This is a genomic window from Bacillota bacterium (genome assembly GCA_013178305.1).
GTDB lineage: Bacteria > Bacillota > Sulfobacillia > JABLXB01 > JABLXB01 > JABLXB01.
Genome location: JABLXB010000007.1, coordinates 40,366 through 59,044, shown reverse-complemented (window position 1 = coordinate 59,044; position 18,679 = coordinate 40,366). Strand labels below are relative to the sequence as shown.

Here is an 18,679-nt window from a genome sequence, read left to right as displayed (position 1 = left end):
CCCAATTGAGAAGGATGCCGCGCCCGCGCCATGGAATACAGTCGGCAGGGTTGTCGGGAGGAGAGCTGGCCATAAGCAGGATCGTCCTCATACTCGTTCTCGTCATGTTCGCCGTGGGTATATCCCTGGGGGTCGTCGCCTGGCGCGCCTCCATCACGGCTGAGCCTCCTCCGGCCAGGTCTACCCCACCAGCGCCCGGTTCAACCGCGCCCACCCAGCCCGCGGTGGCGGCTCCATCCACCCCGCCCGCACCGGCGGACCCGCAGACTGCGCCGCCGCCTGCACCGCCCACCCCGCCGCCGGCAGCCGTCTCGGCGAAACCGTCTGCCGTGAAACAGGGTGATGTCGTGCTGGTCACGGTCGAAGGCACCGGCGAGGCAGCCGAGGTCTCCGTAGTCATCACCGGTCCTGGCAGCGCCCGCGAGACGCACAGGGCGTTTGTCTCGGAGGGTTCAGCGAGGGTGCTTGTCCCTGTTGGAGTGACCAGGGCGCCGGGCTCGTACAAGGTGGATGCGGTCGCCGGCGACCTGAAGGTGATACCTGCCGCTCTCACCGTCGAGAAAAAGGAATTCCCGTCCTCGAGGATCACGGTGGACAAGAAGACCGTCGAACTCACGCAGGATCAGGCGCGCGTCAAGGCCGACCAGGAGAAGGTGAAGGCGGCGAGGTCCCGCACGAGCCCCGAGCCGCTATGGAACCAGCCGTTCACCCTTCCCGTGGACGCCCCGATGGGAACGCCGTTCGGGTTCATCAGGTATGTCAACGGGGTCGAGTGGGGGCGTCACTGGGGGATCGACTTCGGGGCGCGCGACGGCGCGCCGGTGCGCGCCGCTAACGCCGGGCGGGTCGTACTGGCGGAAGCGCTGCTCCTCAGCGGGAATACCATCATTGTCGACCACGGGCTGAACGTGTTTACGTCGTACCTCCACCTGTCGAGGGTTGACGTTAAGGCCGGCGGAACTGTAAAGAGGGGTGACGTCATCGGAAGGGTTGGTTCCACAGGGTTCTCGACCGGCTCGCACCTGCACTGGTCGGCGACGGTAGGCGCGTCTTCGATAAACCCTCTCGCACTGCTCGGGCTGTAGCCCCTATTCCGGGAGGGCGTCCATAGTCTCAACGTCGAGGGCGCAGCATGCCGTTTCCGGCTCGCCAGCCGCACCGGCCGATACGAACCGCCTCCACGCCCGGGTATCCCCTCGCAGTACCGCGAACGTGCCCGGCCGAGCCCCGAGTCGCCAGAAACCCTGGTCGAGGGGCAGGCCGAGGACGGTGCACAGCACCGCCCTGATGGGGCCGCCGTGGCAGACAACTACGATGCGGGTGCCCTGGCCGTCGACGGGGCGGCCGCTACGATCCGCGACGGTGCGGGCGTCGCGACCGGCCTCGCCAGCGGCGGTGGCCCCTGCGCTCCACGCGCGGACGGCGTCCCTCAACGCGGCAAGCGCCCTGTCGCGAACATCCGCGAGTGTTTCGCCGTTGGGGGGATGAACCGTGGCGGGGGACTCAAGCCACGCGCCGTACAGGTCCGGATAGTTCGACTCGATCTCGTCGTGAGTCAGCGACTCCCAGTCGCCGAAACACATCTCGCGCAGGCGGCGGTCCCGCAGCACTGTGATGCCGTGAGCCGCGGCTATGCGTGACGCAGTCTCGAACGCGCGACTCAGGTCGCTCGAGTACACAGCCGCTACGTCCCACTGTGACATATACGAGGCCAGCGCGGCAGCCTGTGCGGCGCCCGTGGCGCTCAACGGTATATCGCGGTGGCCCTGGTAACGGGCTTCGGCGTTCCACTGCGTTTGCCCGTGCCGCACGAGCACCAGCTGCAGGGCATCGAGACCGGCGCCGGCGACGCCGGCGCCATCCGCGGGAGCAAGGCGGCGGTCGGCCGTCATATCAATGCCACCCACAGGATCAGTGCGACTGCCTCCGTTATCTCGCACACCGCGCCGTACACGTCGCCGGTCAGCCCCCCCAGCGCCCGGTTCGCGGACGCGGCGGCGAGGAACCCTACAGTGGCCGCTCCAGTGATGGTGAGGAGGGCGATGGCACCCGCCGATCCGAACGCTATCGCGGCGCCACCCAGCACCCCGGCGACCGCCGGCAGTGGCGCCAGACCACGAGAAAACGCCCCCATCCCCTGCTCGCGGGCGTACGGGAACAGGATGAGGCAGCATACGATCGATATCCGGCCGGCCACGACAGCGCTCAACAGTCCCACGCTTCGCGGACCCGCCGGGACGGAGGCGAGCGCCGAGAACTTGACGAGCAGCACGAGCAGGCCGGCCACCACGCCCATCGCGCCGACCCTGCTGTCCTTCATTATCTCGAGGGATTCCCCCCTGCCCCTGTGGCTGAGCAGCCCGTCGGCGGCGTCCATGAGCCCATCGAGGTGCATTGCGCCCGTGAGCGTGGCCCAGGCCGCGACGGTGACGGCTGCCGATACGAGCGGAGGCAGGAATCTGGACGCGGTGGCGTGCGCCACCGCGAGAATGACACCTATCAGGGCGCCCGCGAACGGGTAGAACTTGACCGAGCCGGCCAGCCTTTCGGGGTCGGGTGCAGTCCTGAGCGGAACCGGCAGCCGAGTCAGGAACTGCAGCGCCAGGGCCAGATCGTGGAAGAAGTAGCGGATGTCGTCCGTCATGGTGGCGGCCACCCCGAGACTACCGGCGCCGGTTTGATTCGCACGGGTATCCCCGACCACACCGCCCAAACCTCATCAGCCGAGGTGGCGACGAGCTGGTTGACGCGACCGGCTACGTCGCGGTACACGCGCGCGGCCGGATACTCGGGGACGACGCCCAGTCCGACTTCGTTCCCGACGATCACGGCGTTCAGGCTGGATGCCCTGGTCTCTGCGATGAACTCACGCACCCTCTCGACACACTCGTCGCCGCGGCGCTCAAGCTCGGCGAAGGCTCGTTCGTCCATCTCCCTGTCATCTACTCCCAGCCACAGTCCCCCGAGCAAGATGTTCGACACGAATATCGTCAGGCAATCCAGCAGGACGACGGAGGGCGCGCCGCCCTCCTTCACCGAATCGCGCAGCGCAGGAGCCAGGTGGAACGGCGCCTCGACGACTCTCCACGCAGGGGGTCGCCTGCGCCTGTGGTTCTCGATGCGCCTCGCCATTTCGGGGTCCAGCGGCCTGGCCGTCGCGATGTACAGGACTTCGCGGCCGCAGGCGGCGGCCATCTTCTCCCCGAGAGCGCTCTTGCCACTCCTGACCCCTCCGGTGATGAAGACCAGCGATGCGGCGCCCCCCTGAGGCCCTCCCTGCGGCGCGGTCATGAGGAACCCCCCCGTGTTCCGGCAAGCAGCCGCTCGACCGCGGCGACGGCGTCCTCGTCGCGTTCACACCAGACCACGCGCGCGCCGGAACCCGTCTCACTCGCGCGTTCGATCTTGCCGAACGCCGACACTGCCTGCCCGCCGGTGTAATCGCGCGACGAGATCCCCGCGCGGTCCACCACAATGAGCGGTGTTCCCGCCTCTATGGCTGAAGTCGCGGCCTCGAGATTCTTCAGGTTACCGGGGCCGAACGGGATGTCGACGAGTATTACAGCCGACGCCCCTTTTATCAGGGCGAGCGTCTTGTCGAGGTCGCCCTGCGCGATGGGCGAGAATGGCGGGACCTCAACGAGATCGGCCCCCAGCGCCTTCGCCTGCACCCAGTCGGCGTCTCCCGCGTTGAGGGCGCCGGCCGAGATCCGGAACCCGCGGGCGGAGAGCATCTCCAGAATGTGGGACGCCATGCCCCCGCCGCCTATCACGTGTACGCGCTCGGGGCGCGCGTCGTGCCCCGCCCTGGACGGCTTCGGCAGGACGATCACGTGGGGCCGCCCGTGCGCCGGATGACGCGTGATCATCACCTCGCTGCCGTACGCCAGCCTTATGTTTTCGGAGGTGAGAACCTCCTCAGGGGTGCCACTGCTCAGGACCTTACCCCCATGGAGGAGCATCAGCGACTTGCAGTACTGCGCCGCCAGGTTCAGGTCGTGGAGGACGATCACGACCGAAATGCCACGCTCGCGGTTCATGTTCGACACCAGGTCCATCACGTCCACCTGGTAGCTTATGTCGAGGAAGGTGGTGGGCTCGTCCATCAACAGGATCTCCGGTTGCTGGGCGAGCGCCCTTGCGATGAGGACGCGTTGCCTCTCACCCGAACTGAGCTCCGTGACCTTTCTACCCTCCAGGTGGGCGATGCCGGTGGAGGCGAGCGCGGCCCGCGCGATCCCCACATCCACCTCCGACTCCCGCTCGAACCTGTTCAAGTGCGGGAACCGGCCCATAATCACGACGTCCATCACGCTGAAGCCGAACTCGGTGCGCGCATCCTGGCCCACCACGGCGATGCGCCTGGCGACGCTCGTGGCATCCTGATCGAACACATCGCGGCCGTCCAGCAGCACCGCCCCGCGGGTCGGGCGGAGCACGCGGCTCATGACCCTCAACAGAGTGGACTTACCCGAGCCGTTAGGGCCGACTATGCCTGTGAAGTCGCCCTTGCTGACCTCGAAGGTGAGTCCGTTGAGGACGGGGGCTGAGCCGAAAGAGCACTCGATTCCGTTGACCGCGATCCTTATCAAATGCTCATGCCCCCGGGTTCCCCCTTCGAGTGCGCTGGTTCTGCCTCAGGAGGTACAGGAAGAACGGCCCTCCAACGAGCGAGGTGATGATCCCCACGGGGATCTCCTGGGGCGCCAGTATCGTACGCCCGGCGGTGTCGGCCAGCACGGTCGCGGCCGCGCCTGCAAGCGCGGACGCCGGCACCAGGAACCTGTGGTCGGGCCCGACCATCCTGCATATATGGGGGATCACCATCCCGACGAACCCGATAATCCCTGACGACGCCACGGAAACGGCGGTGAGCAGCGAAGCCGTCCAGACGAGGACGTTTCTGACAAGGTTGACATTCACGCCAAGGTGGGTAGCCGTCTCCTCGCCCAGGACCATAGCGTTCAGGTCCCTCGCCAGGACGATCGAGCACGCCAGCCCCGCGACCGAGTACGGCAGCGCCATGGTCACGAGGTCCCATCCCGCGTTCGAGAACCCACCCACCAGCCACAGCCAAACCTGATGGACCCTGTTGCCCGAAGCGTAGGCGACCCCGGAGATGGCCGCGGACAGGAACGCGCTGGCGGCGACGCCGGCAAGCAGGAGGCCGGTCACCGATGCCCTCCCATCCACCGACGCGAGATGCTGCACGACGAGGATCGTGAGCAGCGCGCCCACCATGGCGAACAGCGGGAGCGCGCCCAGGCCTCCGAGCGTGAACTGCGGGTTAAACGCTATTACGATTACGGCCCCCAGTGAGGCGCCGGACGAGACGCCCAGTACGTACGGGTCCGCCAGGGGGTTCATGAACACACCCTGCAGTACGGCCCCGGCCACGGCGAGGTCCGCGCCCACGAGGCCCGCAAGGAGCACGCGAGGGAGCCTGATGCCCAGGAGTATCCCCGAGTCCCCTCCATCGCCACCGGTCAAAGACGTAAACACCTGGAGCGGCGAAATCCTCACTGCCCCAATGCAAAGAGACAGGAACAACGCGAACGTCAGGACCGCCGCCAGCAGCCATACGGTGGCGCCCTGCCTGGCACGGAGCACTCCATCACCCGTTTTCGGGACCGTCTTCGAGCGCGACCGTCCCTGCGCTCAAGATGAATTATACCGGCCCAGTAGCCCCGCGGCAACGTCGCACGCCCGCAACCGGCCGCAACGGAGGGGGCCGCTGCCCGCCAGTTGCCGGGCGGCCACGCTCCGCGGATCAGGTGGAGCGCTCCGAAACCCCCGCCTCCGCGAACGTTGCCATCTCCCTGAGCACTTTCATAGAGGCATCTATCAGGTGGAACGCGAGCACCGCCCCCGTCCCCTCGCCGAGCCTCATCCTCATGTGCAGCATCGGCTCGAGCCCGATTATCTTCAGTATCGCCCCGTGGCCTGGCTCCTCGGACAGGTGCGATGCCACCATGAAATGCCTCACGTTGGGCTGCATCCTCTCGGCCACCAGTGCCCCGGCGGAAGAGATGAAGCCGTCGACCACCACGGGGACCCTGCGGCCGGCAGCGCTGATGATGGCGCCGGCTATCGCTCCGATCTCGAGCCCGCCGACCTTGTGAAGGACGTCGAGCGGGTCCGCGGGGTCCGGCCGGTTGACGGCGAGCGCCTTCCTTATGACGTCCGCCTTCAGCCTTAGCCTCGCGTCGTCGACTCCTGTGCCACGACCGGTGATCTCCCCGACGTCCATTCCGCTGAACGCCGCAAGAATCGCGCTGCTCGCGGTGGTGTTGCCGATGCCCATGTCGCCGGTGGCGATCATGGCCGCGCCGCCGTCGATCGCGTCGTGGGCCAGCCTGATCCCGGCCTCGACGGAGGCTACCGCTTCCTCTCGTGACATCGCAGGTCCAGCGGCCATGTTGGCGGTACCCTTCCTCACCTTGACATTCCTCAACCCTTCGCCGGCGACGTCGGCAGCGACCCCCACGTCCGCCACGACCACCCCGGCTCCCGCATGCCGCGCGAGTACGTTTATCGCCGCGCCACCCCTGAGGAAGTTGAGTACCATCTGGGGGGTCACCTCGGACGGGTATGCGCTGACGCCCTCCGCGGTAACTCCGTGGTCCCCCGCCATCACGAGGACCACCCTGCTGGACAGGTCCGGCGCTATTCGGCCGGTGATGCCGGCTATCTTGACAGCCACATCCTCCAGCATGCCAAGGCTCCCCGGCGGTTTCGTCAGGGAATCCAGCCTCGCCTTGCAGCGGGCTACAGCGTCATCATCCGGCAGCCCAACCTCGGAGATCGCCTTCGTAAGCAGTTCCATCGTGAATCCCTCTCTTTGACAGTGTCGCTTAATCGAAAGTCCTCAGCCGTACGGCTGAGGACTTTGCCATCATCCTCGAAAATCGTTCGTCCACGGGCAGGCCCCAGGGCTACTTCTTCTCGCCGATTATGGCGCCCACCGGGCACACGTCGGCGCAGGTCCCGCAGTCGGTGCATTTCGAGGGGTCGATGCTGTACTTGTCACCCTCAACTATCGCTCCCGAGGGGCACTCGGACTGGCAGGCTCCGCAAGCAGCGCAGTCATCATTGATCTTGAATGCCACTTCATTATACCCTCCCTTCTGAAGCGCCAAAGCAACTGAGTTATTCGTCGGTGTGGTTCGAATTCCTACCGGCTCCGCCGAAAACGGCGACGAACTTGGCGACCACTACCGGGTCGAACTGTGTCCCAGCGTTACGCTGGAGATCTCGCACCGCCTCCACGTGCGTCATCGCGCGGCGGTACGGTCGTCCCGATACCATGGCGTCGTACGCGTCGATGACGGCGAGTACCCTGGCGCCGAGGGATATCGCTGTCCCCCGGAGTCCGAGCGGGTAACCCTTCCCGTCCCAGCGCTCGTGGTGCTGCAGCACAAGCTCCGCGATGTGGCCGAGTTCCGGTGATGATGCTGCGATCCTGTATCCGATCTCGCTGTGACGCTCCATCATGCGGCGTTCCTCAGGAGTGAGTCCGCTCTTCTTGGAGAGTATCGACTGTGGAACCCCGACCTTCCCGATATCGTGCAGCACCGCAGCCACGGCGATGTTGGGTAGATCGGTGCCGGAGAGGCCGACCGCCCCGCCCAACCTGATGGACATCTCGTAGAGCCTCGAGGCGCGTTCCTCGGTCATGTCATCGCGATCTTTGAGGGCCCCCAGCAGCGCGCGGATTATGGAGTCCCTGGCGCTCTCGGCGAAGAGCAGCTTGTGCCTGTACATCGCGTCGTCGGCAAGGCGGTAAAGGTCCCGCATTGACCCCGACCCGCACGCGTACCCGTACGCAAGGCTGATCGGGAGGTCAGGGTTCTCGCGGTTGTACGAGTCCATCTCGCCCTGCAGCCTCCTGCACCTGTCCCCCGCCTCGTCCTCGCCTGCCGCCAGGAGCGCCACGAACTCGTCACCACCCACGCGGGCTAGAAAGACGTCGTCGTCGAAGACCTTCCCCAGAATAGAGGCGGTGGTCTTCAGGACCTCGTCACCCGTGGTGTGTCCCAGGATGTCGTTTACGAGCTTGAGCCCGTTCAGGTCGCAAACGACCATGCACATCCTCGAATCCTCCGGGACCTGGTCCAGCTTCTCCTCGAAACTGGCGCGGTTGTATAGCCCCGTCAGCGGGTCGTATATGCTGTAGAAGCGGATCTTCTCCTCCGCTTCGATACGGTCGGTGATGTTGCGGCCAATACCCTCGATTACGACGCTCTCGCCGTCTTTCAGGTAGATAACCTTGTGTTCCAGCCACATCTGCCGGCCGTCCTTGTGGTAGAACCGGACCGTGTACTGCGCGCCGGGCCTGGCTTCGTAAAGGCCGGTCATCACGCTTTCCATCAACGGCCTGTCGTCGGGATGTGTTATTCGCAGCGTAAGTGTGGGATCAGCGTAGAACTCCTCGGGTGCGTAGCCCGTGACCCCCTCGATAGCGGGGTTAACGTACTCAACGCGCGGGTCCGGTTTGAGCCTGAACCTGTATATGGCGTCGGGAGCGTTCTCGGCGAGGCGCCTGTACCTCTCCTCCGAGGCCTTCAGAGCGGCCTCCGCCTGGCGCCTGCGTTCCTCTTCCGCCGACGAGTGCATGCTGAATGCGATGTCTCTCGCGAGTTCCTCCAGGAGGTTCCTTTCCTCTTCGTCCTCGGGCGAACGCGTCCACACCGCTATCACGCCGTACCTGTCGTCCAGGTTGACCAGTGGGACCGCCCACAGCCTGTGCTCGCCCGAGGTCTTGACCTGGGTTCTACGGGTGTCAAATGCCTTCTTCACGAGAGCGGAGGTGACCGAATCATCGAACGGCTGTCCCGGGGCGTCCGAGGCCGTCTTCGCGCACAACAGCTCAAGAGCACCGGGTGCGCTACCGCCGCCGGATGCGCGATCGGCGCCGGCTGCACTATCCGTGCCGGTAGCGCCGTCCGGCACGTAGAACGACACCCTGAAGTAGGGTCCCACTCTGAGGAGCACCTTGCACGCGCGGACCAGTAGCTTGTCGCGGTCCCTCTCGCGGACCATCGCCTGGTTTATGTCTGCGATTGCCTTGAGTACGGCCGTCAGGTGTCGTACCCGTTCCTGCTGCCGGAACCCGGCCATGACCATCCCGAGATCGGCGGCGATGCTTTGAATCAGGTCCCTGTCGTCCGCTGATAGCCGCCGGTCCGGTTTCCCGCGAAGCTCGGGTCCCGTGATGATAATCTGCGCGGTAACGTCGCTGCCCGCCACTACGTCAAATTTACCGAGAACCACGGCGCCGTCGCACGGCCGCCCGAACGTCCTCCCGCCGGAGATGATGCTCGCGCCGATCGATCCGTCCTCCCGGAGCGCGACCGATAGCGACCGGCAAGCCTGCTCCAGAACGGTGTCGAGGTCTCCGGACTTGACAAGCGTATCGTGTATCCTGTGCAGACACGAAAGGTGAGAGACACGCTTTCTGAGGGACTCCGCCAGCGCGGCCATCTCGGCCTCTTTCTGGCGGTTGAGAGTGACATCGTGAAGCACACCGACGACCCGGACGTCCCCGTCCTTGAGCGGCAGCGGGACGAGTCTGCTGGAGTAGATGCGCTTCCCCACCGGGAACTGGATACTGTCCTCGTATTCCAGGGGGGTCCGGCAGCCCGCGCACTTCCGGTATCTCGCGGCCACCCTGTCGGCGGCCTCCGGCGGGAGGAGGTGGTACGGTGAACGACCGACTACCTCGGAGGACGTGAAGCCGGTCAGGTCCTCGAACGCCGGGTTTGCGGCCTCGTATACGATCTCACCGTTCTGGCGCACCCTCACCAGGAACAGCGCGTCCGACGAGTTGTGAAATACTGTGCGGTATACTCTCTCGGGGCTTAGCCCTGACGGAGCAGGTTTCCCTGCCGCGGATTCCGTGCCGGATTCAAGATCGCCTTCAGCCTTCGCCGGCACCAAAAGTGACCTCCTGAAGCGGGAGAATCTGATATTGGGTTTCATCATTCGACATGGTGGAGTCGTTCCCTGCCTTGAAGCACATATGTAAACAAGGCGGCGGGAACGCAAACCCCCCGGAGGTCCGGGGGGTTCGAGCGCCAACGCTGTGCGGCCTGGCGGTTAGACTGCTTCCACTCGTTTGACCTCGGGGACCTCGGCCTTTACGATCCGCTCGATGGCGTTCTTGAGCGTCATCTGCGCCATTGGGCACGAGCCACACGCGCCCCTGAGTCTCACCTTAACAACCCCGTCCGCGACGTCGACGAGTTCAACGTCACCGCCGTCCGCCTGCAGGTTGGGCCTGACTCTCGACAGAGCCTGTTCTACCTTCTCCTTCACCGTTACACCCCTTTCCCGGGTTGTCTACGCTATATCATACCATTCCCCGCGGGGGTATTCACCCCGTATCTCAACGGGCGGCATACACCGCGCGGCGCGCACCGGCGTACGGCGGCGTGCGGTCGCCTGCTTCTGCGCCTACCTCTTCTTTAACGTGAATACCAGCCTGCACACGGGGTCGCCCTTGCCCTTGCGCGTCTGGATGTCCAGGTCAAAGCCCGGGAACCTGGTCATCAGGCCGCGGTCGCCTTCCATCGCCCAGTCGCACAGCCTGTCGTGTTCTTCGGGGGTTGCGCCCAGCCGGTCCCACGCCTGCATCAGGGGGCAGTAGTTGAACTCTATGACCGCCTTTTCCGGCCCGGCCTCCTTTATCTCCATCTGAAAAACGTCCGTGACGATGGGGTTCGCAAACTCCTTGACGAAGGACTGCAGGTCGGTAGTCGGGTTCATTCTGGCCCCTTTCATCTTCCCGAACTCGAAAATGGACTTGCGGGCGAGTTCCTCCGCGTTGACCCCGCCCTTCTGCGCGTTGTCGAGGAGCAGCTTGAACCAGGTAGCGCGGTCTTCTATTGCCCTGCGTACCGCCTCAGTCAGTTCGCCCCTTGATACAGTCCCCTTGCTGCAACAAGACATCCGTCCGCCCTCCATTCCCCGCCGCCGTGCGCTTGCGGCGGGCGGTGAGTTTCGCAGAGGCGGGAATTCGCCGTAGCGGGTTCACGTTCCTATCTGGTGCTACTACGCTGTTCAGCACCGTGCAGCCGCGCAATAGAAATTGAGTGTGATGCTACTCGTGAGGAAGCCTGTGGACCGGTGGTTCAGCACAGCCGCGGCAGGGGCTACGGCGGCAAAGGTGGTAGCGCGGGTGATGCTCCTGATCCTGGCGGGAGTGGTCGGGTTCGCCGCGGGCGTTGCGCCCGCCCAGTATAGAGGACCCGGGGTCAGGCGTCACCATCGTCCGGCGGTCATCGGGGTGTTGTCGTGTGGGCAGCGGCCGGCATCGCCGGGGGTTCAGGCGGCGTCGCAGCTACTGAGCGAGGAAGGGTATGCCGTCCGCGTACTGGCGGAGGAAGCAGTACGCTCCGCGGGCGGTCCCGCGTTGGCCAGCGAGTACGCGGCGATCATCATTCCCGAGGGGACGCCGTGCGGCGCGGTGTCGGGGGTTCTGGTAGACTACGCTGCTGCGGGAGGAAGTATCCTCGCTGCGCACGACCCGCCCCCGGGTCTATGGCGCGTACTGGGCATCCGCCCGGGACCGGCGCGAGTCCACGAGGTTGCGGGAGAACCGCTCCCCCCCGCCGCACCGTTCACGGGCCGGTGGATTATCCCCGCGGGTTCGGAGCTCGCTCCCGAGTTCGACAGATCGATAATCCAGCGCGGCGCAGTCCAGGCGTATGGCTACCCCCCGGTCGAGGACGAACACGCCTCCGTTTCGGTGGCAGGTGACGCAGCGACGGTGCTCGCCACGACCCGGCCGGTCGCCAGCCAGCCTCCCCCGTGTTCGGGCCAGGTGTTAGCGCAGGCGCCGCTCGTCACCGAATGCCCGACCACCGGGGGTGGAGTCGCGCTCTACGTCAACGCCAGGCTGTTCGCTCACAAATGGAGGTCGAACAACGACTTCATCTGCCGGCCGGTGATTCGCTACTTCCTCGGCCGCAAGGTCAGGGCCCCCAGGATAATACCCGCACCCGGCGGCGTATCGGGTCTCGTTCTGAACATGCACGTGTGTTCGGGGGCTTATTCCCCGGACCTCGGCAGGTTGCTCGCCAGGGGCGCCTTCCCACGGTCTATGCCGCTCTCCAGCCACATTACCGCCGGGCCCGACTGCAACCGCCACGGCGACGGGCTCGGGGTCAACGCTTCGGACGCCAGAGGTGGCAGGCCCTACGTACGGGCGCTGGCGAGGCTCGGTTCAGTGGGGGCGCACGGGGGGTGGATGCACAACTACTGGGCGTTCAACTTCGCCAGGATGGCTCCCGGCGAGAAACGACGTTTTATCGAGCTCAACGTCTCCGGCCTCAGATCGCTTGTCGGGGAAGTCGTGGAGTACAGCGCACCCGCGGGTGCTCACGACGAAACCGTGAATGACGCGCTCGCACTGCTGGGGTTCAAAGCGACAGCCTTCCCGTCCGCCCCATGCTCACCCCCGACCAGGGTCTGGTTCTCGGGGCGCGCCGATACCCGCTTCTGGCATTTCCCCTACACCGGGACCGCATACGGCCTGTGTTTCGAGAACATGACAGCCGCCCGCACCCCCCGGCAGATCGCCCTGGACATGGCGGATTTGCTGGGAGAGATCGAGTCAAGGCGTCAGGTACGGCTGTTCTACTTCCACCCGGGCGTGATAGCCAGAGAACCGGCCATGTGGGAGAGGGTCACCGGGAGGATTCAGGAGGCGATTTCGTCGGGCCGGCTCACGTGCAGGACTATGAACGCATACGTGCGGTTCCTCGATAAGCACGAGTCGGCGCGCCTGACAGTCGAACCGCTTCCCGGCTCCGGCGCCGGACGCCTGTTCACGGTGCGGGCGCCGCAGGGCGTGGACGAACTCTGTGTCGCCGTATACTGCGGCGATAGCGGGGAAAAAGTCGAAGACGGCCAGGGCAGCGCGGCCGGGTGGTCAGCGGAGTATTCCGGCGGGTGGGTTTACGTCCGCCTGAAAGGAGAGTCCAGCGAGGCGAAGTTCATCGTGAGGTAGGACGCCCGCGAACCACACCGCGAAGCGTGTCGCGCATGCCGTCGAGGCGACTCCTCGCCGCCCAGATGTGGTCTGACTCCGGTGCGCCCGCGGAGATCTCTCTGCCGCCGGCGACCAGCACCCTGCCGCCGGTTGTGAATTCGCCTATTGTGGCGGCCTCAATAGAGGCGCCGCGCAGGGATCCCAGTATATCCCGCGACGCGCCGGGCCTGGCCGCTATGAGCATCGCGCCGCTCGACACAAGCCTTAGCGGGTCCACCCCCGCCACGCGGCAGATGGCGGCGGTCTCCTCCCTGACGGGTACGTCGTTCAGCCTGATCGTGAATCCCATCGACGCGCCGGAGGCTGCTGGCGCCCCGGCCATCTCCCACAGCGCCCCGAGCACGCCTCCCTCGGTGACGTCGTGCATGGCGGTCGCACCGCAGCGGGCTGCTATGAGCCCTTCGCGGACCACGCTGATCTCCCGGATGAACTCCCTCGCTCTCTCGACGAGTTCCTCGCCGAGCGATGCGGCGAGCACGTCGCCGAAATCGGTCGCAAGGATCGCAGTCCCTTCGAGTCCAGCGCCTTTAGTCATTATTATCGCATCACCCGGAGCGGCCCCCGATTTCGTCACGAGACCATCCGCCGGCGCGAGGCCTACGGCCGTGGTCGAGATCACCGGCTGCACGACGGCCGCCGTCACCTCGGTGTGGCCGCCCAGCACCTCAATCCCGAGTTCTCGAGCGGCTGCGTCCACCCCGGCCATGACCCTCTCCACGTCGCTTACCCGGGAACCCTGGGGAGACAAAAGGGTCACGAGCACACCCACGGGTTCAGCCCCGTTGGCCGCCACGTCGTTGCACGCGATGTGCACGGACAACCATCCGATCTCCCCCTCGGCGCCTGTGATGGGGTCCGTCGACATCACCACGAGATCCCGTGAAGGGTCTATGGCGCACGAATCCTCACCCACCGACGCGTGCAGCACGACCTCGCTCCTGGCTTTGCCCCTGCGGCTGAGGACGCTGCGGGCAAGCACCTCCACGGGGAGTTTGCCGGTCTTCAATTCGCCGGGGACATCGTATGACATGTAGCGGTCACGCTCGCTCATTCGCCCGACCCCCTGATGCTCAATGCGGGGCACGCACGCGTGATGGCCGAAGTGACGAACCAGGCGATGGCCGCGCCGGCGCCGCCCTGGGCCAGGTCGCGCGCCACCTCGATGGGAACTGCGGCTGCGCCGTAGATGACCCATGCGCCGAGTGCGTAGCCGGCGATCATGACGCCGGTGCCGTGCGCCAGCGCCACGACGTCCTTGCGGGCGCCGCGCCCGTCGGACATACGGCCGATCACGTATCCCTCGAACCCGTGTACCAGGAGGCTGACCGGGGCCCACACCATCAGCCCAAGCACCACGTCCGCCAGTGCAGAACCCACCGCACCGACGGTGGCGCCCATCCGCCTGCCGCCGAGCAGGGCGGCGGTGCATATCACCGCCTCACCGAAGTGGAAGAACAGCCGCGAACCGAACGCGGGCACACGCAGGAGTGTGGTAGCGGCTACGGTGAGAGCAATCATGACTGCGGCTATAGCCATCTGCCTGGACCTAACCGACAGGAGCATGTGATCGCCCTTCACGCCTCTCTCCTCCCCGGGATTCGTAATTCCACCAGAGCGCCGTGCCCACCGTCAGTGCCCCGACAAGCGCACCGCCCACCACCAGGCTCGCGGCAGACCCCATGAACTTGGCAACCACGCCCAGCATGAACGAGGCCGCTATCCTCCCCAGAGAGCACGCTGTCGAGTCCACGGCCATGGCGATCGGTCGTTCCTCCGGTGTCGTCGCCATAGCTATCTGCATGGTCGTGAGTACCGGGAGTATACCCGAGCCCGCTCCCATTATAGCGGTGGCGCCCACAAGGAGCGGCGGCGTCCTGGCCAACGGCACGAACATCATGAAAACTGCGCTCGCGAGGAGCGATACGAACATCAGCGGGATGACCCTGACCGTCCCGAGTATCGTGCCCAGCCCGATGCGCGCCATAGTCATGGACGTGGTGCGCACCGTTATTATTCCGCCGATGGCCGCCACCGCGTAAGCGCGGTCCTCCAGGTGAAGCGGGAAGAACGTCTCTATCACGGCCCAGAACATAAATGTCGTGAACGACACCAGCGTCGTGAGGACGAGGGCGGGGTTGGACAGCACGGCCAGCCCCGAGCCCACCGAGCCCGCGACGGCGTCCCGCAGCATGCCGGGGTTAACCCTGTCGTTGCACGCCGGAAGGAGCCCGCACGCGAGCAGGCTTAACGCCAATGCCACGGCGTACACCACGAAGACCGTGCGGTACCCGAGATAGCCCGCCACAAGGCCGGCCGAGGCCGGTCCCAGCGCCGCGCCGATTGCCGTGATCGACATCATGAGGCCGAGCATCTTCCCGCGATTGCGCTCCGGTATTACCTCGGTCATGTACGAGGTCTGTGTGGGCCAGAACAGGGCATTCGCTATCCCGAACAGAATTTGCGGGAGACACAGCAGCCAGTGTCCGGGACTGAGCGCGTACGCGCCGGCCGCCAGGAAGCCGACCGTCAATGAGTACTGGAACACCCCTCTGGACCCGATCGACGATGCGATTGCCCCGCCTGGTATGCTCACGAGTACCGACAGGAGAGGTGGGAACATCGTATACAGGCCGACGAGCATGTCGTCCGCGCCGAGCCGCCGGGCGTACAACGGAAAGAAAGGAGCGACCAGGAACCACGCGTAGCCTTGAAGGAAGGTCAGGACGCCGATAACCCAGAACTCCCTGCCTCTTCCGTCGAACGTACAGTCCAGCCGGTGCTCGAACGCCCGGAACAACCGCTGCAGCGACGCCACCATTCACCCTCCGGTCCAGGGAGTTATTTCGTCACCATCCGGCGCTAACCTTCCCCGGCGGGGTCCGGAAGGTTCGAGGCGACCGGTGACGAATAGTACAGCTTGGCTAACTGTGAGCAGGCTGGGCGGGATGAGGCGTGAGCCTGCACCTGATGAACCGCTCGCCAGTCAAGTGACACTGAATTGCGGGAGGGACGATTCGATGACGAAAGCCGGTCCGCTAGTCCTGGCGGTCAATCCGGGTTCCACCTCGACGAAGGTGGCGCTGTTCGAAGGCGAAAACCGCATATTCGAAGAGACGGTTCAGCACAGCGTCGAAGATCTCTCGAGATTTCCTGGTCTCGCCGATCAGTACGAGTACAGGAAATCGTTCGTCGTGGAGGCGCTCGGCCGCCACGGCTACAATGTTGAGGATCTCGACACCGTGGTAGGCAGGGGCGGATTGCTGAGACCCATGGCCGGGGGGACGTACAGGGTCACACCGGAGATGGTGGACGATTGCCTGCACAGACCACGCCGGGTGCACGCGTCTAACCTCGGAGCTCCCATAGCGATGGGGATAGCGCGCAATTTCGGCATACCAGTGTTCGTGGTGGACCCGCCCTGCGTGGACGAGTTCGAGGACATCGCGCGGATCAGCGGCCTCCCCGAGGTGCCACGGGAGTCACTCCTCCACGCACTCAACCTGAAGGCCATAGCGCGGCGCGCGGCGAACGACCTCGGCAAGGAATACGAGGACTTGAACCTGGTCGTGGCGCACCTCGGAGGTGGCTTCTCGATAACCGCCCACAGGAAGGGCCGGATGGTGGACGGCACCGACGCATCGTCAAGCGGCGCATTTGCTCCGGAGCGCGCGGGAGACCTACCGGCCACGGGGCTCATCAACATGTGCTTCTCAGGTAAGTACACGCACAAGGAAATGATCCAGAAGATGATGGGTAAGGGTGGGCTCGTCGCGCACCTCGGCACGAACAGCGTCATTGAAGTCGAAAAGAGGATTGCCGCGGGAGACAAGTACGCCGAGCTCGTGTATAACGCCGAAGCGTACCAGGTGGCCAAGTGGATCGGTCAGATGGCGGTCGTGCTCGAAGGTAAGGTCGACGCCATCGTCATCGGCGGTGGGCTCGCCCACTCGAAGATGTTCATCAGCCTGGTCAAGTCGAGGGTTGAGTGGATAGCCCCAGTCATGGTTTACCCGGGTTCCGACGAGATGAGGGCGCTGGCGCTCGGCGCGTTGCGGGTGCTCCGGGGGGAGGAAAAAGCCAAGGACTATGTGCCGATCACCACTGCCAGAACCGCGTAGACTGTAAAGGAACCCCGGGTACGCCAGTAAGCGATCCCAGGGCGCGGTTTTAGGGGCCGGACGCCATCCGATGTAGCAGAATCCGGGGCCGCCGGACCGCTGGCTCGTGCAGTAAGATCGGGGCGGCGACAGGCAGGTCGCCGCCCTTGATCATGACCGGGACCGCACCGATCGTGTATTACCCTCGAACCAGACCGATTAGCGACTTGGTGCCGCCCAGTATCAAAGCCCAGAACACCGACCAGTCAAAGTTACCGATGTAGCCACCGCTCAGCCCGGTGAGCCTGAACACCAGGGCCACACCAAACACGGCCATCATGCCAACCAGCACACCGCAGATGATAACGGCCCGGACGCCGCCCCTCTTGTTAGCGAACACCCCTATGGGCCCACCATCGAAAAACAGCGGTATCATGCCGGGGATTGGGATTACCGGCCAACGTACCCCCAACAAAACAGCCATGGCCGTCACCTCACCCAGGAACTTCGACAGGAAGCCAAGCGTGACCGACTTCGGGCCGAAAGGCAGGAATGCGGCGACATCAACCGCAGGGATCGCGCCGGGTATCACCTTCTCGGAAATGCCCTTGAACGCGGGTACTATCTCGGCGATGAACATACGTACGCCGCTCAGCACCACGGTTAGGGCTACAGTGAACTCAACGCCGCGGAGTAAGCCGTAGATGAGCCAGTGCTGCCCGGCAGAGTATTTCGACACGATCGCTGGCCCGGCCAGAACAGCAATGATCCCGAAAAAGACCGTCATCAGGATCGTCGACATAACCGAGAAATCCTCCAGTATGGACAGCCAGCCAGGCAAATGGATCTCCTCCGCGCTCTGCTTCGGGTCGCCCACCTTGGGAGCGAGCCAGCCCGCGAGCAGCACGCCGGCCATCTGCTGGTGCCCGTCCGTGAAGTCGGGCGCCCCGATGACCTCTTCCGCCTGCTTGATGCACAAATAGGGTAGCAGCGTCCAGTAGGTGCCGAGGAGGATGCCGCCGACCACGACGCCCGTCGTGCCGGTAAGCCCGAACATGTACTGGAGCAACCACGTCATGAAGACCGCGTGCATAAGCATGACGTGGCCGGTCAGGAACACGACCTTAAACTTCGTGGTCCGCGCGATGATGAGGTTGACCACGAATCCGGTCACCATCATGGGGCCGGTAAACGCCGCCGCGTCCTTGAGCGCCGCCAGGGCCGCGGCCTGGCCGGAGTATGGTTCGAGCTGCACGCCGGTCAGCGCAAACCTGTCGTACAACATGCTCATGACGGGCTTCAAGGAGCCTGTTAGCAGGCCCGAACCAGCGGTGAGCAGGCTTATGCCGAGGATTGTCTTGATGGTGCCGGTGGCGGTGTCCTTTCCGGACTTCCCCTGCAGGGCAAGACCGATCAAGGTCACCAGGCCCAACAGGATCGGCGGTTTTGTGAGTAGCTGGTCTATGATGAACTTCAGAATTGCCATGTCGACACCTCCTTGTCTTGGAGCCGGTCGCACGCGGCCCGA

General features: G+C 65.0%; 17 protein-coding genes. 3 read left to right on the top strand and 14 right to left on the bottom strand.

Annotation, left to right across the window (positions count from 1 at the left end; all coding sequences use genetic code 11):
• Positions 1 to 14: 14 nt before the first annotated feature.
• The gene (locus HPY55_12880) at positions 15 to 1,085 is read left to right on the top strand and encodes a M23 family metallopeptidase (GenBank protein NPV71520.1); all 1,071 of its coding nucleotides are present in this window, start codon (positions 15 to 17) and stop codon (positions 1,083 to 1,085) included.
• A 3-nt stretch (positions 1,086 to 1,088) separates the two neighbouring features.
• Here the strand turns inward: HPY55_12880 and HPY55_12875 are convergent, their stop codons facing one another.
• The 10 genes from HPY55_12875 to HPY55_12830 all read right to left on the bottom strand — a co-directional run bounded on the left by HPY55_12875 (position 1,089) and on the right by HPY55_12830 (position 10,950).
• Positions 1,089 to 1,892 carry a histidine phosphatase family protein gene (locus tag HPY55_12875; GenBank protein ID NPV71519.1) on the bottom strand — a complete coding sequence of 268 codons (804 nt, stop codon included), beginning with the start codon at positions 1,890 to 1,892 and terminating at the stop codon, positions 1,089 to 1,091.
• Positions 1,889 to 2,644 (bottom strand): adenosylcobinamide-GDP ribazoletransferase, encoded by a 756-nt coding sequence (cobS, locus tag HPY55_12870; protein NPV71518.1) that lies wholly within the window; start codon positions 2,642 to 2,644, stop codon positions 1,889 to 1,891. The genes HPY55_12875 and cobS overlap by 4 nt, the downstream gene beginning before the upstream one ends.
• Positions 2,641 to 3,291 carry a bifunctional adenosylcobinamide kinase/adenosylcobinamide-phosphate guanylyltransferase gene (gene cobU, locus HPY55_12865; GenBank protein NPV71517.1) on the bottom strand — a complete coding sequence of 217 codons (651 nt, stop codon included), beginning with the start codon at positions 3,289 to 3,291 and terminating at the stop codon, positions 2,641 to 2,643. The genes cobS and cobU overlap by 4 nt, the downstream gene beginning before the upstream one ends.
• Complete coding sequence (locus tag HPY55_12860; GenBank protein ID NPV71516.1) at positions 3,288 to 4,592, bottom strand: ATP-binding cassette domain-containing protein; 1,305 nt, start codon at positions 4,590 to 4,592, stop codon at positions 3,288 to 3,290. Before HPY55_12860 ends, cobU begins: the two co-directional genes overlap by 4 nt.
• A gap of 4 nt (positions 4,593 to 4,596) precedes the next feature.
• Entirely contained in the window at positions 4,597 to 5,610 is a 1,014-nt protein-coding gene (locus HPY55_12855; protein NPV71515.1) for an iron ABC transporter permease, read from the bottom strand.
• Positions 5,611 to 5,770: 160 nt separating this feature from the next.
• A complete protein-coding gene (gene cobT, locus HPY55_12850) occupies positions 5,771 to 6,826 on the bottom strand; it encodes a nicotinate-nucleotide--dimethylbenzimidazole phosphoribosyltransferase (protein NPV71514.1) in 1,056 nt (351 codons plus the stop codon).
• Between the two features lie 109 nt (positions 6,827 to 6,935).
• Positions 6,936 to 7,109: a 4Fe-4S binding protein gene (locus tag HPY55_12845; protein NPV71513.1), complete on the bottom strand. Its 174-nt coding sequence runs from the start codon at positions 7,107 to 7,109 to the stop codon at positions 6,936 to 6,938.
• A 40-nt stretch (positions 7,110 to 7,149) separates the two neighbouring features.
• Positions 7,150 to 9,936 (bottom strand): PAS domain S-box protein, encoded by a 2,787-nt coding sequence (locus HPY55_12840; protein NPV71512.1) that lies wholly within the window; start codon positions 9,934 to 9,936, stop codon positions 7,150 to 7,152.
• A gap of 162 nt (positions 9,937 to 10,098) precedes the next feature.
• The gene (locus HPY55_12835; GenBank protein ID NPV71511.1) at positions 10,099 to 10,317 is read right to left on the bottom strand and encodes a NifU family protein; all 219 of its coding nucleotides are present in this window, start codon (positions 10,315 to 10,317) and stop codon (positions 10,099 to 10,101) included.
• A gap of 138 nt (positions 10,318 to 10,455) precedes the next feature.
• Positions 10,456 to 10,950, bottom strand: coding sequence for a hypothetical protein (locus tag HPY55_12830; GenBank protein ID NPV71510.1), 495 nt, complete (start codon positions 10,948 to 10,950; stop codon positions 10,456 to 10,458).
• 157 nt (positions 10,951 to 11,107) lie between these two features.
• Between HPY55_12830 and HPY55_12825 the strand changes: the two genes are divergently transcribed.
• A complete protein-coding gene (locus HPY55_12825; protein NPV71509.1) occupies positions 11,108 to 13,012 on the top strand; it encodes a hypothetical protein in 1,905 nt (634 codons plus the stop codon).
• On the opposite strand, the gene HPY55_12820 is transcribed toward HPY55_12825, so the two are convergent.
• Genes HPY55_12820 through HPY55_12810 form a run of 3 tightly spaced genes read right to left on the bottom strand, consistent with a single transcriptional unit; the run spans position 12,999 to position 15,869 of the window.
• Positions 12,999 to 14,105, bottom strand: a complete 1,107-nt coding sequence (locus HPY55_12820; protein NPV71508.1) for an AIR synthase — start codon at positions 14,103 to 14,105, stop codon at positions 12,999 to 13,001. The two genes, HPY55_12825 and HPY55_12820, sit on opposite strands and share 14 nt — an antisense overlap.
• The gene (locus HPY55_12815) at positions 14,102 to 14,632 is read right to left on the bottom strand and encodes an ECF transporter S component (GenBank protein NPV71507.1); all 531 of its coding nucleotides are present in this window, start codon (positions 14,630 to 14,632) and stop codon (positions 14,102 to 14,104) included. The genes HPY55_12820 and HPY55_12815 overlap by 4 nt, the downstream gene beginning before the upstream one ends.
• Complete coding sequence (locus HPY55_12810) at positions 14,601 to 15,869, bottom strand: MFS transporter (GenBank protein NPV71506.1); 1,269 nt, start codon at positions 15,867 to 15,869, stop codon at positions 14,601 to 14,603. The genes HPY55_12815 and HPY55_12810 overlap by 32 nt, the downstream gene beginning before the upstream one ends.
• Before the next feature lie 202 nt (positions 15,870 to 16,071).
• Between HPY55_12810 and buk the strand changes: the two genes are divergently transcribed.
• Positions 16,072 to 17,172: a butyrate kinase gene (gene buk, locus HPY55_12805; GenBank protein NPV71505.1), complete on the top strand. Its 1,101-nt coding sequence runs from the start codon at positions 16,072 to 16,074 to the stop codon at positions 17,170 to 17,172.
• A gap of 178 nt (positions 17,173 to 17,350) precedes the next feature.
• Here the strand turns inward: buk and HPY55_12800 are convergent, their stop codons facing one another.
• Positions 17,351 to 18,637, bottom strand: coding sequence for a PTS ascorbate transporter subunit IIC (locus HPY55_12800; GenBank protein ID NPV71504.1), 1,287 nt, complete (start codon positions 18,635 to 18,637; stop codon positions 17,351 to 17,353).
• Positions 18,638 to 18,679 lie beyond the last annotated feature (42 nt).